This window comes from Streptomyces sp. NPDC006510, from assembly GCF_040611955.1.
Lineage (GTDB): Bacteria > Actinomycetota > Actinomycetes > Streptomycetales > Streptomycetaceae > Streptomyces.
Genome location: NZ_JBEXPH010000016.1, coordinates 23,799 through 39,908 on the forward strand (window position 1 = coordinate 23,799; position 16,110 = coordinate 39,908).

Sequence of the window (16,110 nt, forward strand, 5' to 3'; positions counted from 1 at the left end):
GAGTGACCATCCACCTCCCGCAGGGTCCGTACGAACCCCGCACCACCCCGCTCGACCTGGCCCCCGGTGGCGGCCCGCTCGCCTCGCGCACGGTCTTCTCCGCCGCCCATGTCGTCGCCGACCCGTATGCCGACATCAGCCCCGACTCGCCGGCCGCCGTCGACTGGGACGCCACCCTCGCCTTCCGCCGCCACCTCTGGTCGCACGGCCTCGGCGTCGCCGAGGCGATGGACACCGCCCAGCGCGGCATGGGCCTGGACTGGGCCGGCGCGGCCGAACTGATCCGCCGCTCCGCCGCCGAGGCCAGGGCGGTCGGCGGCCGCATCACCTGCGGCGTCGGCACCGACCAGCTCACCGGCCCCGCCACCCTCGCCGAGGTGCGGTCCGCGTACGAGGAGCAGCTCGCGCTCGTCGAGGAGAGCGGCGCCCAGGCCATCCTGATGGCCTCCCGCGCGCTCGCCGCGGCGGCGCGGGGGCCCGAGGACTACCTGGAGACGTACGCACACCTGCTGCGCCAGGCTTCGGAACCGGTCGTCCTGCACTGGCTGGGCCCGATGTTCGACCCCGCGCTGGACGGCTACTGGGGCTCCTCGGACCTCGACACCGCCACCGACACGTTCCTGAAGGTCATCGCGGAACACCCGGACAAGGTCGACGGCATCAAGATCTCCCTCCTCGACGCGGAGCGCGAGATCGACGTCCGCCGCCGTCTCCCGGGCGGAGTCCGCTGCTACACCGGCGACGACTTCAACTACCCCGAGCTGATCGCGGGCGACGACCGGGGCTTCAGCCACGCCCTGCTCGGCATCTTCGACCCGCTGGGCCCGCTGGCCGCACACGCGGTACGGGTTCTCGACACGGGTGACACCCAGGGCTTCCGCGATCTGCTCGACCCCACGGTCGAGCTGTCCCGGCACCTCTTCCAGGCGCCCACCCGTTTCTACAAGACGGGTGTGGTCTTCCTCGCCTGGCTGGCCGGCCACCAGGACCACTTCACCATGGTCGGCGGCCTGCAGTCCGCCCGCTCGCTGCCGCACCTGGCGAAGGCGTACGAACTCGCGGACCGGCTGGGCCTGTTCCCCGACCCGGAGCTGGCCGAATCCCGGATGCGCGCCCTGCTCGCGGTCAACGGAGGCACCCGATGAGCGACGGCCGTCTCTCCATCAACCAGGAGACCATCAAGCAGTGGTCGCTGCCCGAACTGGCCGAGGGCTGCGTCAAGGCGGGCATCGACAAGGTCGGCCTGTGGCGGGCCCCCGTCCAGTCGTACGGCATCGAGCGCACCGCCCGACTCCTGTCCGACTCCGGCCTGTCCGTCACCAGCCTCTGCCGAGGCGGCTTCTTCACCGCCCTGGACCCGGCGGAACGGGCCCGCGCCCTGGACGACAACCGCGCCGCGATCGACGAGGCGGCGGCCCTGTCCACCGACACCCTGGTCCTGGTCTCCGGCGGCCTCCCCGAGGGCAGCAAGGACCTGCACGGCGCCCGTGAGCGCATCGCGGACGCCCTGGGCCAACTGGCCCCGTACGCGGCCGAACGCGGCGTACGCCTGGCCATCGAACCGCTGCACCCGATGTTCGCCTCGGACCGCTGCGTCGTCTCCACGCTCTCCCAGGCCCTGGACATCGCGGAGCGCTTCCCCGCCGAACAGGTGGGCGTGGTCGTCGACACGTACCACATCTGGTGGGACGACCAGGCGCCCGCGCAGATCGCCCGCGCGGGCGCGGGCGGCCGCATCCACTCCTTCCAGCTGGCCGACTGGATCACTCCGCTCCCGGCCGGTGTCCTGGTGGGCCGCGGCCAACTCGGCGACGGGGCGGTCGACTTCCGCGCGTTCCGCTCCCTGGTCGAGGCCACCGGCTTCGACGGCCCGATCGAGGTGGAGATCTTCAACGAGGCCCTCTGGGCCCGCGACGGCGCCGAAGTCCTCACGGAGGTGGCGTCCCGGTACGCCGAACACGCCTGCTGACAAGGCGCTTTGCCGGCAAGGCAAAGAGATCGTCAAGCCGTACAACCGTACGGCACCTTGCCGGGTCGTATCTGGCGTCGGGCGCTTCCGGGGAGGGATCCGGGGGGATCGGGAAGCCCCGACGGAGGGGGAAAGCGAGGGGGGTCCGGTCTTCTGACCGGGCCCCGTTTCGCCTTCTGCTGCCGGGGCGCTTTCCGGCACGTTTTCCGGCGCGGGGCCGTTTACGCGTGTCCCGGGTCCGCCCTGTCCCGGATCGAGCGGGGCCGGTCGACGGGTATCGCGTAGCGGATGCGGGCGTTCGTCGTCGCCGCTGTGGCGGTAGTTCGAGGACCGGATCGCCTGGCGTGCGGATGCGCCCGAGGCGAGGTCACAGTGGATTCCCGGGCAGTTGGCCGTCCACCAGTGCGTGCCCCGGAGCGGTGCGCAGCGACGTGCTCTCGCGGCCGTTTCGTTTGCCGACCACCAAGCCGGCGGCGCGCAGGAGCGTGCAGCCGGTCCGTGAAAAGGGAGGCGCGTACGGGCATGTGGACGGTGCCGGTTGCGGCCACGCGCGGAGGGCCGCTACGAGACGACGGCCTCGTAGCGGCCCTTGAGCCTGTCGTGCCCGGCGTAGGTCACGGCCCCGTGCCGCCGCCGGACACCCGCCCGGACATCGGCCCGTGGACCTGCCCGGATCTAGGCGGTCACTGTGTGCGGTAGGCGTCGATGACGGTCTGGGTGAGGGTGTTCCCGCCGGTGTCGGTCAGCTCCGCGCGCAGGGAGACGCCGGTGCCCGCCTTCGGATTGGAGATCGTGACCGCGTCGCGGTCGACGGGGGCCCGGGTCCATGAGACGCCGCCGTCGGTGGACACCGAGACCTTCAACGAGCGCGTGTGTCCGTTCGCGGCGGCACCCTGCACGGTGACCGGGACACGCAATGCCGTGTTCGCCGCCGCGGTGCCGGTCGGGCTGAGCTCGGGCGAGAAGCGGACGACGCTCACCGGCGTCGGGGTCGGACCGGTCGTCGTGCCCGAGTCGAAGGTCCACGACGCGGTCACGCGGGTGGCGGTGCCGGCCGCACCCTTGCGGTTCACGGTGCTGGTCATGCGGTACGCGGCCGGCGCCGACGGCACGGTGAACTCGGCTCGTCCGGGGGTGCCGGACTGGGTACCGACGAGCACGCCGTTGCGGTGCAGCGTGGTCGAGGCCGTGTCGAAGGCTGGTGACGACGGTACGTGGCCGTCGCCGTCGGCGAGCATCGGGACATTGGCCGTGATCTTGTCGCCGTCGCGTTCGACGCCGGGGCGGTCGGTGAGGTCGGGGCCGAAGACGGCGTTGTCGAAGGTGTGCGTGGTCGTGGTTCCGGCGCGCACCGCGATGCGGTTGGCGAAGTAGCGGGTCGGCGCCGCGCCGGGACCACTGGCGGGCGCGTAGCTGACGTCCCAGGTGCCGCGCTGGGGTGTGACGAGGAAGGTTGCGGTGCCGGGGGTCGCCAGGGTCTCGGCGACGCCGACGGTCGGTCCGGCTGTCGGTTGCAGGTCGAAGGACGCGGTCCCTGTGGTGCCCGGCCGGGCCGCGCCGCGGATCCGCAGGGTGGCCAGTTCCTGAGCGGAGTACTGCCGGGTGAGCCCGGTCAGGGCGCGGGTGCCTGTGAAGGTCTGGCCGAGCGCGTAGCCGGCGGTCTCGGCCCTCCAGTACGCGTCGAACCACTGCTTCACCGACCCGGCTTCGGCGTCGGGGCCCAGGTGGGCGACGCGCAGGGTCGGCGTGGAGTTGATGATGTTGGCCATGCGGGTGGTGCCGTCGTGAGTGACCTCGACGATCATCGCGCTGCGCTGGAAGTCCGCGGAGCGGTCGGGCGGCCGTACGTCCACGGGGGCGGTGGTCCGCGCGTCGACGGTGATGGTCGTGTCGCGGTCCAGGTCGAGGCGCGGCTGGACGATCCAGTCCGTGCCGTCCGCCTTGTCGCCGCCGGTCAGCGAACTGTCCAGGAGGTAACGGCCCTTGGGCAGGCGCACGGTGGTCGTGCCGGAGGCGTCGTAGGGATGGACGGCCTGGTCGGCACCCGGGCCGGAGATCCCGGTGACGTTGGTCTCGTAGTTCCCGGTCTTGTGGCCCGTGCGGTCGAGGTGAGTGATCGTGAGGGCGTACGTCGCCGGCTCCGCGGCGATGGCGGCGGTGTCCCATACGGGCGTCGCGCTGCCGACCAGGGCGACGGCGAGAGCCATGGTCCGCAGGACGCTCCGGCGGGGTACGGAAGAATTGGTCATGACCTGCACTGCGCTGCCGGGTGCCGGAGTTCCCGTGAGCCGCGTCACACTCGGTACGAGGTCATGCCCCCGGTCGGCGCGTGTGGCGCACGTCACGGGAACCCGCGCGGCGGACGTGGCAGGGCAGAGTGTGGAATCACTCATGAGGAATCGCTTCCGCCGCGGGGACCGCGGCGCCTTGGGAGAGCTGTACGACGAGCACGCCCAGGTGCTGTACCGCTATGCCCTTCGCGTGACCGGGGACTGGGCGGAGGCCGAGGACGTCGTCTCGGCGACCTTTCTGGAGGCATGGCGCAGCCGGGAGAAGCTGCGCCCCGAGGGGGACGGTCTGCGCCCGTGGCTGCTGGGCATCGCCACCAACATCATGCGCCGCAACGCACGCGCACGCCGACGCCGTGAGATCGCGCTCGCCCGCGTCCCGGAACGCGGCTCCGTACCGGACTTCGTCGACGATCTCGTCACGCATCTCGCGGATTCCGAGCAACTGCGTGCCGCGCACGCCGCACTCGCCCGACTGCGACGCCGCGACCGGGAGGTCTTCACCCTCGTGGTGTGGGAGGGCCTGGAGTACGCGGCCGCTGCCGAGGCGCTCGGCGTTCCGGTAGGCACCGTGCGGTCGCGTCTGTCCCGCGCCCGTACCCGACTGCGCGAGCTCGCCGACGCCGAGGCCCGCGCCGCACGCTCGCAGAACGCGCACGGCTCACAGGACGCGCAAGGCGCATACGGCGCGCAAGGCGCATACGGCGCGCGAGGCATGCGCAGCGCGCAGGCCCCACAGGCCGAACAGAACACGCAGGCCACGCAGTTCACGCAGGCCACGCAGTTCACGCAGGCCACACAGTTCACCCAGGCCGAAGCCGAACGGCCGACCGAGGCGGGGAGCAGGAAGCTCTCCGCCAACACCGACACGTCACTACCGGGCCGCCTTTCCGCAGCCCGGCCGTTGATCCAGGAGAACCACGGATGAACATCACCTCGCGGCGCCGCACACACCACCGGTCCGAGGACGCCGAGCGCCTCGAACTCGCCGGTCTGCTGCCCCCGCCCCCGGTCCCCGGCCTGGACCCCGACCGCGAACTGCTGCTGAAGGAGGCACTGCTGCGCAAGGCCACCGCCGCCGAGCAGCCCGGCGGCCGCGGCAGCCGGGTCCCCCGCCCGCGCCGGCGTCTGGTCAGGGTCATGGTGCCGGCCGTCGCCTGTGCCCTGACCGTCGGCGGCGTCGTGGCGGTGAACCTCCCGGACACCTCAGGACGTGACACCGGCGCTGTCGCGGACGGCCGCACCCGGAACGTGCCCGAAGCGGTACAGCTCCTCGACCGCATCGCGCTGGCCGCCGGCGACAGGAAGCAACCGTCGGTCCGCGCCGACCAGTTCGTGTACATCGAGAGCAGGGTCGCCTACGCCGGGCAGAGCGCCGGGGGAGGCCCCGTGACCATGCCGCCCGCGCACACCCGGCAGGTCTGGCTGGCCGCCGACGGCAGTCGCCCCGGCCTGCTGCGCGAGGAGGGCGAGCCCGACTCCCTGCTCGGCGTCGACGGGCCGGTCGGCCACCTCGACGGCCCGGGGGCGACGCCCCGGCCGGGCACCTTGGGCGAGGGCCCGTCGATCGACAACCCGACCCACGAGTACGTCGCGTCGCTGCCCACCGACCCGGACGCGCTGCTGAAACTGATCCGGGACGAGACCCGCGGCGAAGGCCGGGGCGCGGACCAGCGGGCATTCACCGCGATCGGCGACCTGCTGGCCGAGACCTGGGCGCCGCCGAAGGTCGGCGCCGCGCTCTACAAGGCTGCCGCGAAGATCCCCGGGGTCACGGTGGTCCGTGCGGCCACGGACGCCTCGGGACGCGAGGGCGTCGCCGTCGCCCGTACGGCACACGGGCAGCAGACGCAGTGGGTCTTCGACCGGACCACGTACGCGTTCCTCGGCGAGCGCACGGTCCTCACCGAAGCCGGTGACGCCGGCCCGGCCGGAACCGTTGTCGGCACCTCGGCGGTCCTCACCAGGGCCGCGGTCGACCGGGCGGGCGACAAGCCCGTGCCGACGACGGCGTAGCGCGGCGGCTCCGGCACCTCCACCCCGTGAACGAGGCGCCTTCGAGGCCGGGAACCGCGTTGTCGGTGGGAAACGGTAGCGTCGGAACATGTCCAACATGGCCGTCCTCGAAGGGGTCCTGGAGCGGATCACCTACGCCAACGAGGAGAACGGATACACGGTCGCCCGCGTCGACACGGGCCGGGGTGCCGGTGATCTGCTGACCGTCGTCGGGTCGCTGCTCGGCGCCCAGGTCGGGGAGTCCCTGCGGATGGAGGGACGCTGGGGTTCGCACTCCCAGTACGGCAAGCAGTTCACGGTGGAGAACTACACGACCGTGCTGCCCGCCACGATCCAGGGCATCCGCCGCTATCTCGGCTCCGGTCTGATCAAGGGCATCGGCCCGGTCATGGCCGACCGGATCACCACGCACTTCGGCGTCGACACCCTCGACATCATCGAGCAGGAGCCGAAGCGCCTGGTCGAGGTCCCCGGCCTCGGCCCCAAGCGCACGAAGATGATCGCGGCTGCCTGGGAGGAGCAGAAGGCGATCAAGGAGGTGATGGTCTTCCTCCAGGGCGTCGGCGTCTCCACCTCCATCGCCGTCCGTATCTACAAGAAGTACGAGGACGCCTCGATCTCCGTCGTGAAGAACCAGCCCTACCGGCTGGCCGCCGACGTCTGGGGCATCGGCTTCCTCACCGCCGACAAGATCGCCCAGGCCGTCGGCATCCCGCACGACAGCCCGGAAAGGGTCAAGGCCGGGCTCCAGTACGCGCTGTCGCAGTCCACCGACCAGGGGCACTGCTTCCTCCCCGAGGAGCGGCTGATCGCGGACGGGGTGAAGCTGCTCCAGGTCGACACCGGACTGGTCATCGAGTGCCTCGCCGAACTGGCCGAGGACCCGGAGGGTGTCGTACGGGAGAAGGTGCCGTCGCCCGAGGGCGGCGAGCTCATCACCGCCGTCTACCTGGTGCCCTTCCACCGCGCCGAGATCGCCCTCGCCGCCCAGGTACAGCGGCTGCTGCGGACGCCCGAGGAGCGGATGCCGGCCTTCGCGGACGTGGACTGGGACAAGGCGCTGGCCTGGCTCGGCACGCGTACGGGGGCGAATCTGGCCCCCGAGCAGGAGGCGGCGGTCCGGCTCGCGCTCAGCCGCAAGGTCGCGGTGCTGACCGGTGGACCCGGCTGCGGGAAGTCGTTCACCGTCCGGTCGATCGTGGAGCTGGCGCGGGCCAAGAAGGCCAAGGTGGTGCTGGCCGCGCCGACCGGGCGGGCGGCCAAGCGGCTCTCCGAGCTGACCGGGGCCGAGGCGTCCACCGTGCACCGGCTGCTCGAACTGAAACCGGGCGGCGACGCCGCCTACGACCGGGACCGTCCGCTGGACGCCGATCTGGTCGTCGTCGACGAGGCGTCGATGCTCGATCTGCTGCTCGCCAACAAGCTGCTGAAGGCGGTGGCACCCGGTGCCCATCTGCTGCTCGTCGGGGACGTCGACCAGCTGCCTTCGGTCGGCGCGGGGGAGGTGCTGCGCGATCTGCTCGCCGACGGCAGCCCCGTCCCCGCGGTCCGGTTGACCACGGTCTTCCGCCAGGCCCAGCAGTCCGGCGTCGTCACCAACGCCCACCGGATCAACTCCGGGATCCCGCCCCTCACCCAGGGCCTCAAGGACTTCTTCCTCTTCGTGGCGGACGAGACGGAGGACGCCGCCGTGCTCGCGGTGGATGTCGCGGCCCGCCGCATTCCGGCCAAGTTCGGCCTCGACGCGCGGCGCGACGTACAGGTCCTCGCCCCGATGCACCGGGGCCCGGCCGGCGCGGGCACGCTCAACGGACTCCTCCAGCAGGCCATCACCCCGGGCCGCCCGGACCTCCCCGAGAAGCGGTTCGGCGGCCGGGTCTTCCGGGTCGGCGACAAGGTCACCCAGATCCGCAACAACTACGACAAGGGGGAGAACGGCGTCTTCAACGGCACGGTCGGCGTCGTCACCGCCCTTGACCTGGACGAACAGAAGCTGACGGTGCTCACCGACGAGGACGAGGAGATCGGTTACGACTTCGACGAACTGGACGAGCTGGCCCACGCGTACGCCATGACGATCCACCGCTCCCAGGGCAGCGAGTACCCGGCCGTCGTCATCCCCGTCACCAAGAGCGCCTGGATGATGCTCCAGCGGAACCTGCTGTACACCGCCGTGACCAGGGCCAAGAAGCTCGTCGTGCTGGTCGGTTCACGGCAGGCGATCGGCCAGGCGGTCCGCACGGTTTCCGCAGGCAGACGCTGTACGGCGCTGGATTACCGGCTGTCAGGGGGCTCGGGCGGAGGATCGGCGGAAAAATGATCGATCAAATCGGTGGGAAACATCACGCAGCCCTTCCGGAACCGGAACCGAGGGGGCAGGATGAGTAGGCTCGCGGCACTCAGTGCCGCGAGTAGGTCCAATGGACGACCTCGAGTGCACTCTCCTGAGCCAAATGGGGGAGGGTGGAGACAGTCAGGGAACCTCGAAGAAGAGGCACTACGTCGGTGAGGGATGACGTGAGCGACAACTCTGTAGTACTGCGGTACGGCGACGGCGAGTACACCTACCCGGTGATCGACAGCACCGTCGGCGACAAGGGCTTCGACATCGGGAAGCTCCGGGCCAATACCGGTCTGGTGACGCTGGACAGCGGATACGGCAACACCGCAGCCTATAAATCCGCCATCACCTACCTCGACGGTGAGCAGGGCATTCTCCGCTACCGCGGCTACCCCATCGAGCAGCTCGCCGAGCGCTCGACGTTCCTGGAGGTCGCGTACACGCTCATCAACGGTGAGCTTCCCAAGATCGACGAGCTGTCGACCTTCAAGAACGAGATCACCCAGCACACGCTGCTGCACGAAGACGTCAAGCGTTTCTTCGACGGCTTCCCGCGCGACGCCCATCCGATGGCCATGCTGTCCTCGGTCGTCAGCGCGCTGTCCACGTTCTACCAGGACAGCCACAACCCGTTCGACGAGGAGCAGCGCCACCTCTCGACGATCCGGCTGCTCGCCAAGCTGCCGACGATCGCGGCGTACGCGTACAAGAAGTCGATCGGCCACCCGTTCGTCTACCCGCGCAACGACCTCGGGTACGTCGAGAACTTCCTGCGCATGACCTTCTCGGTCCCCGCCCAGGAGTACGACCTGGACCCGGTCGTCGTCTCCGCGCTCGACAAGCTGCTCATCCTGCACGCGGACCACGAGCAGAACTGTTCGACCTCCACCGTGCGTCTGGTCGGCTCCTCGCAGGCGAACATGTTCGCCTCGATCTCCGCCGGTATCTCGGCGCTCTGGGGCCCGCTGCACGGCGGCGCCAACCAGTCGGTGCTGGAGATGCTCGAAGGCATCCAGGCCAACGGCGGCGATGTCGACTCCTTCATCCGCAAGGTGAAGAACAAGGAGGACGGCGTCCGGCTGATGGGCTTCGGCCACCGCGTCTACAAGTCCTTCGACCCGCGTGCCAAGATCATCAAGGCCGCGGCCCACGACGTGCTGTCCGCGCTCGGCAAGTCCGACGAGCTGCTCGACATCGCGCTGAAGCTGGAGGAGCACGCGCTCTCCGACGAGTACTTCGTCTCGCGCAACCTCTACCCGAACGTGGACTTCTACACGGGTCTGATCTACCGGGCCATGGGCTTCCCGACCGAGATGTTCACCGTGCTCTTCGCGATCGGCCGCCTCCCCGGCTGGATCGCCCAGTGGCACGAGATGATCAAGGAGCCGGGCTCCCGCATCGGCCGCCCGCGCCAGATCTACACCGGCGAGGTCCTGCGCGACTTCGTCCCGGTCGAGGGCCGCTGAACCTCGTAACACCCCCCGCACGACCCCCGGCCGCCGAGGCCGGTCGACTTCGCCCCGCGTACCGCGCTTTCGCACAGAGCGCGGTGTCCGGGGCGATTTGCTGCCCGGCGCGGTGGCGAGGGCGTGTGTCTGCCGGCAGGGCGGGTGTCCGCGGACAGAGAGAAGCGCCCCGCCATCGATCCCCCCACGGGCCGACAGCGAGGCGCTTCCCGTGTCCCGGAGCGGATTCCCCCCACGGGATCCGGCCGGGCGTCTGTGGGAGCCGAAGCTCCTGCGTTCCTCGGCTACTGCGCTCTGCGTTGTGCGTTCTTCACTTGTACTTCTCTGCGATCTGCCGGGGTACGTACGCACGGGAGGGCCGCTCAAAGCTCCCCGGTGCACGTGCCCCGGCCAACGCTTGCCCGGAGCGTCCCCCAAGACGCTCCGACGGACGTCCCCCAAGACATCCTTGGCATCGCACTCTTAGACTCACGAACCCGCCGGATGGTTACCCTGAAATCCATGTGATCTGGATCTCTTTGTGGAAATTACGTGAAGGCGCGCAACCGCAGGCTGTTCGTCACGACGAAGACCGATGAGAACGCCATCGCCGCTCCCGCAATCATAGGGTTGAGCAGGCCAAATGCCGCAAGGGGCAGGGCGGCTACGTTATAACCGAATGCCCAGCACAGGTTGCCCCTGATGGTGGTCAGGGTGCGCCGGGAGAGCCGGATCGCATCGGCGGCCACCTTGAGATCTCCACGAACCAGGGTGAGGTCACCGGCCTCGATCGCGGCGTCCGTGCCGGTCCCCATCGCCAGGCCGAGGTCCGCGGTGGCGAGGGCGGCCGCGTCGTTGACGCCGTCACCGACCATGGCGACGGAGCGCCCATCGGCCCGGAGCCGCTCGATGACGTGCGCCTTCTCCTCGGGCAGCACCTCGGCGTGGACCTCGTCGATCCCGACGGCACGGGCCACGGCGTCGGCCACGGCACGGTTGTCACCGGTCAGCAGAACGGGGTGGAGGCCAAGGGCGCGGAGCTCGGCGACGGCCCCCGCGCTGGACTCCTTGATCTTGTCGGCCACCGCGAGGACGCCGCGCGCCTGCCCGTCCCAGGCCACCATGATCGCGGTCCGGCCCTTGGCCGCCGCGTCGGCGACGGCGCCGGACAGGGCGTCGGGGACGGCGATGCCCGCGTCGGCGAGCAGTTGCGGACGGCCGACGAGGACGGCGTGTCCCTCGACGGTGCCCTGGACGCCGAGGCCGGCGATGTTGGTGAAGTCCTCGGGGGTGGGCAGGGGTGCGCCGGTGCGTTCGGTGGCTCCGGCGGCGACGGCCTGGGCGATGGGGTGTTCGGAGGAGTGTTCGAGTGCGCCGGCGAGGCGCAGTACGTCGTTCTCGGTGGTGTTGTCGGCGGTGTGGACGTCGAGCAGGGTCATGCGGCCGGTGGTGACGGTGCCGGTCTTGTCGAGGACGATGGTGTCGACGCGGCGGGTGGTCTCCAGGACTTCGGGGCCCTTGATCAGGATGCCGAGCTGGGCGCCGCGGCCGGTGCCGACCATGAGGGCGGTGGGGGTGGCGAGGCCCAGGGCGCAGGGGCAGGCGATGATCAGTACGGCCACGGCGGCGGTGAACGCGGCGGTCACGTCGTCCGTGACGAGCAGCCACCCGACCAGGGTGACGAGCGCGATCAGCAGCACCACGGGTACGAAGACCGCGGAGATCCGGTCGGCCAGGCGCTGGACCTCGGCCTTGCCGCTCTGGGCGTCCTCGACGAGCTTCGCCATCCGGGCCAGCTGGGTGTCGGCGCCGATCCGGGTGGCCTCGACGACGAGCCGGCCGGAGGTGTTCACGGTGGCCCCGGTGACGGGGTCGCCGACGCCGACCTCCACGGGCACGGACTCACCGGTCAGCATCGAGGCGTCCACGGCCGAGGCGCCGTCGACGACGGTGCCGTCGGTGGCGATCTTCTCGCCGGGGCGGACGACGAAGCGGTCGCCGACGGTGAGCCGGGCGACGGGGACACGTACCTCCGTACCGTCCCGGAGGACGGAGACGTCCTTCGCGCCCAGGTGCATCAGCGCGCGCAGGGCGGAGCCGGCCTTCCGCTTGGACCTCGCCTCCAGATAGCGGCCCAGCAGGATGAAGGTGACGACCCCGGCCGCGACCTCCAGATAGATGGTGGACGAGGCACCGGCGCGCGAGACGGTGAAGTCGAAGCCGTGTCGCATCCCGGTCATGCCCGCGTCGCCGAGGAAGAGCGCCCACAGGGACCAGCCGAAGGCGGCGAGCGTGCCGATCGAGACCAGGGTGTCCATGGTGGCCGCGCCGTGCCGGAGGTTGGTCCAGGTCGCGCGGTGGAAGGGCAGTCCGCCCCAGACGACGACGGGGGCGGCGAGGGTGAGCGAGAGCCACTGCCAGTTGTCGAACTGGAGGGCCGGGACCATCGCGAGCAGGACGACGGGGGTGGCGAGGACGGCCGAGACGATCAGACGCTGCCGCAGCGAGGCGAGAGCCCGCTCGGCGCTCCGCTCACCGGCGTCGCCGACCTCGGCGTCGGCCTGGGTTCCGGCGTCGGCTTCGATGTCGGTCCCGGCGGTCCCGGCCTCGACCCCGGCCTCGACCCCTGCCCCAGCCCCGGCTTCGGGGCGTGCTCGGGCGGTGGCGGTGGCCGGTGTGCCGGTGCGGGCCCCGGTCGTGGCCGGTAGCGGGGCGGGTGCGGGTGCGGGCGGTTCGGGGCGGCGTACCGGCTGCGCCGTATAGCCGGTCCTCTCGACCGTGGCGATCAGATCCGCGAGGCCGGTCCCCGGGCCGAAGGCGACCTTGGCCTTCTCCGTCGCGTAATTGACGGTGGCGGTGACGCCGTCCATCCGGTTGAGCTTCTTCTCGACGCGGGCCGCGCAGGAGGCGCAGGTCATCCCGCCGATCGTGAGTTCAGCGGTCGAGCCCTCCGCCGTCCGGGCCTCGACCTCTGTTGCGCTGTGCATGTCCGAACTCCTGAAATGCCGACCGGGCCGTTCCCTACCAGTATCTGCTGGTCGGTCCGGCCCGGTGGCAAAGGGGGTGATGCGGGTGCATCCGGCGTATCGGGAGTGCCCCGACGGTGTTCAGGCCCGGCCGACGAGCTCGTAGCCCGCCTCGTCGACCGCGGCGCGCACGGCTTCGTCGGCCAGCGGGGCCGCGGAGACGACGGTCACCTGGCCGGTGGAGGCCACCGCCTTCACCGAGGTGACACCCTCGATGCCGGAGATCTCCTCGGAGACGGCACCCTCGCAGTGCCCACAGGTCATGCCGGACACCTGGTAGACGGTGGTCACCTCGCCCGCCTGCGCACCGGCGTCCGCGCCGTCGTGGCAGGAGCCACTGGGCGAGCAGCAGGAGCCGGTGGCCTGGGGGAGCTGGGTCTCGGCGGTCATGGTGTTCTCCTCTTCGACAAGCACAAAGGGTTGTGGGTCAGGTGAGCCCGGTGAGCCCGGTGCGCCCGGTGCGCCCGGTGCGCCCCCGACACACTCACACTATACCCCTAGGGGGTATGAATGCGAGTGCCCTGCCGCCCGTTCGTTCCGGCGATCCGCGTACCGCGTGCCAGGGACCGCAGCCAGGTCGGCGCGACGAGCGTGATCACGACCGGGCCGCCGACCGAGAAGAGGGTGAACAGATGCTGCTGCTCGTCGGTGGGGGCCGGGATGTATCCCTGTGCGAAGGGCGCACGGCTCAGGCCCGTGTCGGTGACGACCGCGGTCAGCAGTCAGAGGGTGAGGCCGCCCCACAGGCACCGCTTCCAGAGTCCCGGGCGTGGCTGCGGGGGAGCCGGCTGGTCCTGGGGGCGCGGCGGGGCGGACTGCGGCCGCCGGGCGGAAGGGGTGGCGGGTGACGGGCCGCCGGGGTCGCTGTACCGGCTCACGCGGACCCCCGATATCTCGCGTATATCTCCTAATTTGTCCGCACTTTATGGTGTGGTGGGCTCTACGGCATTCGAGGGAGGGGCGGGCGCCCCGTACGGCGGCGGGTGGGGTGCTCGCCGCCGTACGGGGCGCCCGGATGTCAGTCCCCGCGCCCCCGGTTGCCGGGTCTTGAGGCGACCCAGGTGCGGATGGTGTCCGCGTACCAGTAGGGCTTGCCGCTCTCCACATGGTCGGGTGACGGGAGGAGCCCGTGTTTCCGGTAGGACCGGACGGTGTCCGGCTGCACCCGGATGTGCGCGGCAATGTCCTTGTAGGACCAGAGCCTTCTGTCCGTCATAAGTGACACCTCTCTGCACCGCAGCGGCGGCCCGGAAGGCCGCCGGGGGAGCTGCGCGCCGCTGACGATCACTCAGCCTGCGCCCGGTGCAACGACATCGGGTGAGCTCCGGGGAGGGGCTGTCGAGCGACTGTGACGGAAGGCCCGCGTAATGGTGACATCCGTGACGAGGGCGTGAACTCCGTGACAGAAGGCATGCATGGTGCGATCAAGGCGCCACGGGGAAGGGGGAGTTGGTTACGGGAAAGGGGAGCGGGGACACGCGGTTCGGTCCCGCGTGCCAGAGGGCCGACCAGGTGGCCGTGGTGACCCGGCCGTCCGGTACGAGCGGAGGGTGGTCCACCTGGAAGCGCTGCACGGCGACCAGCGTCTCGGGCCCGAACCTCCCGTCGACCGCGGACCACGGCAGGTAGTGCCGGTTGGCCAGCAGGCACTGCACCTGGGAGACCTCTTCGCCCTGCTCGCCGAAGGCGGTCGGCCGGTCGCCGTCGTAGAAGGCGCAGACCGGGCTGGAGCCGGGCGGCGGCGCCGGGTTGCCCTCGTCGGCCGAGGCCCCCGGCGCCGAGGCGAGGGCGGTGACCAGGCAGAACGTGGCCAGGGTGGTCGCGGTGAGTGCCGGGGTCGCGGTCGTCCTGCGGGACGGCAGCATCTTTCGGATCATGGTGAGCTGCTCCTTGTGCGGTGGTGTGGCGTACGGCGGTGGGGCGCGACCGGGACCGCGCCCCGACTTCTCACCGAGGACAACACCGCACACCGCCGCTACGTCACTTCTCCGGACCGTTCGGCGTGTCCGGCCGCCGGCCGCGCCGCCCCGCCGCAGGAGCGGAGGAAGTCCCGGGTGCGCCGGGCGATGGGGAAGGGCTTGTCGGGCGGGCACGGGTACATGTCCTGCTCGACGATGGCGAACAGGTCGACGTCCAGCCCGCGGGCGGCGGCCAGCACGGGTTCCAGCGCGGGCACCCCGCCCGGCGGTTCGCACATCACACCGCGCGCCACGGCCGGGCCGAACGGCACCTCGTCCGCGACGACTTGGGCCAGGACCTCCGGGTCGACCTGCTTGAGGTGCAGATAGCCGATCCGTTCGCCGTAGGTCTCGATCAGCTTGACGCTGTCGCCGCCGCAGTAGGCGTAGTGCCCGGTGTCGAGGCAGAGCGACACCAGCTCCGGATCGGTGGCGTCGAGGAAGCGGCCGACGTTCTCCTCGGTGTCGATATGGGTGTCGGCATGCGGATGGACGACGACGCGCAGCCCGAATCGGTCCCGCACCTCGCGCCCCAGCCGCTCCGTCTGGGTGGTGAGGTCGCGCCACTGCTCCGCGGTGAGGCTGCGGTCCTCCAGGACCTCGCCCGTCTTGTCGTCGCGCCAGAACGAGGGGATGACCACCAGATGCCCGGCGCCCATCGCCCGGGTGAGTGCCGCGATGCCGGCGACATGCGCCCAGGTCCGGTCCCAGACGTCCGGTCCATGGTGCAATCCGGTGAAAACGGTCCCGGCCGAGACCGAGAGGCCGCGGCGGCGGGTCTCGTCGGCGAGGCGGACCGGGTCGGTCGGGAGGTAGCCGTACGGGCCGAGCTCGATCCACTCGTAACCCGCCGCGGAGACCTCGTCGAGGAAGCGCTGCCAGGGCACTTGCCGCGGATCGTCGGGGAACCACACCCCCCACGAGTCGGGTGCCGAGCCGATACGGATACGGGCCGGGGTCACTGCGGAGGAGGTCATGCCGTCCAGACTTCCGGCCGGGGAAGCGGGTGTCAATCATTCGTCCGTATGTCCGGACAAAGCATTGACACGGTTCCGGGGGAGGGCTAG

Annotated in this window: 12 protein-coding genes; 6 read left to right on the top strand and 6 right to left on the bottom strand. The window is 70.9% G+C overall.

Annotated features, from left to right (window positions below):
• Positions 1-2 precede the first annotated feature (2 nt).
• Both ABZY11_RS07970 and ABZY11_RS07975 read left to right on the top strand, forming a co-directional pair.
• On the top strand, positions 3-1,145 hold the full coding sequence (locus ABZY11_RS07970) for a dihydrodipicolinate synthase family protein (RefSeq protein ID WP_356478304.1): 1,143 nt from the start codon (positions 3-5) through the stop codon (positions 1,143-1,145).
• Complete coding sequence (locus ABZY11_RS07975) at positions 1,142-1,969, top strand: sugar phosphate isomerase/epimerase family protein (RefSeq protein ID WP_356478305.1); 828 nt, start codon at positions 1,142-1,144, stop codon at positions 1,967-1,969. The genes ABZY11_RS07970 and ABZY11_RS07975 overlap by 4 nt, the downstream gene beginning before the upstream one ends.
• A 683-nt stretch (positions 1,970-2,652) precedes the next feature.
• Here ABZY11_RS07975 and ABZY11_RS07980 read toward each other — a convergent pair.
• Positions 2,653-4,218 (bottom strand): serine protease, encoded by a 1,566-nt coding sequence (locus ABZY11_RS07980; RefSeq protein WP_356478306.1) that lies wholly within the window; start codon positions 4,216-4,218, stop codon positions 2,653-2,655.
• Positions 4,219-4,360: 142 nt separating this feature from the next.
• Between ABZY11_RS07980 and ABZY11_RS07985 the strand changes: the two genes are divergently transcribed.
• The 4 genes from ABZY11_RS07985 to ABZY11_RS08000 all read left to right on the top strand — a co-directional run bounded on the left by ABZY11_RS07985 (position 4,361) and on the right by ABZY11_RS08000 (position 10,080).
• Positions 4,361-5,185 (top strand): RNA polymerase sigma factor, encoded by an 825-nt coding sequence (locus ABZY11_RS07985; protein ID WP_356478307.1) that lies wholly within the window; start codon positions 4,361-4,363, stop codon positions 5,183-5,185.
• The gene (locus ABZY11_RS07990) at positions 5,182-6,273 is read left to right on the top strand and encodes a CU044_5270 family protein (protein ID WP_356478308.1); all 1,092 of its coding nucleotides are present in this window, start codon (positions 5,182-5,184) and stop codon (positions 6,271-6,273) included. Before ABZY11_RS07985 ends, ABZY11_RS07990 begins: the two co-directional genes overlap by 4 nt.
• Before the next feature lie 88 nt (positions 6,274-6,361).
• On the top strand, positions 6,362-8,593 hold the full coding sequence (locus tag ABZY11_RS07995; RefSeq protein WP_356478309.1) for an ATP-dependent RecD-like DNA helicase: 2,232 nt from the start codon (positions 6,362-6,364) through the stop codon (positions 8,591-8,593).
• Between the two features lie 197 nt (positions 8,594-8,790).
• Positions 8,791-10,080 carry a citrate synthase gene (locus ABZY11_RS08000; RefSeq protein WP_356478310.1) on the top strand — a complete coding sequence of 430 codons (1,290 nt, stop codon included), beginning with the start codon at positions 8,791-8,793 and terminating at the stop codon, positions 10,078-10,080.
• Positions 10,081-10,607: 527 nt separating this feature from the next.
• Here the strand turns inward: ABZY11_RS08000 and ABZY11_RS08005 are convergent.
• The 5 genes from ABZY11_RS08005 to ABZY11_RS08025 form a co-directional block, all read right to left on the bottom strand.
• Positions 10,608-13,046: a heavy metal translocating P-type ATPase gene (locus ABZY11_RS08005; RefSeq protein ID WP_356478311.1), complete on the bottom strand. Its 2,439-nt coding sequence runs from the start codon at positions 13,044-13,046 to the stop codon at positions 10,608-10,610.
• A 120-nt stretch (positions 13,047-13,166) separates the two neighbouring features.
• A complete protein-coding gene (locus tag ABZY11_RS08010; RefSeq protein ID WP_356478312.1) occupies positions 13,167-13,475 on the bottom strand; it encodes a heavy-metal-associated domain-containing protein in 309 nt (102 codons plus the stop codon).
• Between the two features lie 628 nt (positions 13,476-14,103).
• Positions 14,104-14,301, bottom strand: a complete 198-nt coding sequence (locus ABZY11_RS08015) for a MarR family transcriptional regulator (RefSeq protein ID WP_356478313.1) — start codon at positions 14,299-14,301, stop codon at positions 14,104-14,106.
• Positions 14,302-14,509: 208 nt separating this feature from the next.
• A complete protein-coding gene (locus ABZY11_RS08020; RefSeq protein WP_356478314.1) occupies positions 14,510-14,962 on the bottom strand; it encodes a peptidoglycan-binding protein in 453 nt (150 codons plus the stop codon).
• A gap of 98 nt (positions 14,963-15,060) precedes the next feature.
• Complete coding sequence (locus ABZY11_RS08025) at positions 15,061-16,020, bottom strand: sugar phosphate isomerase/epimerase (RefSeq protein ID WP_356478315.1); 960 nt, start codon at positions 16,018-16,020, stop codon at positions 15,061-15,063.
• Positions 16,021-16,110: the final 90 nt, after the last annotated feature.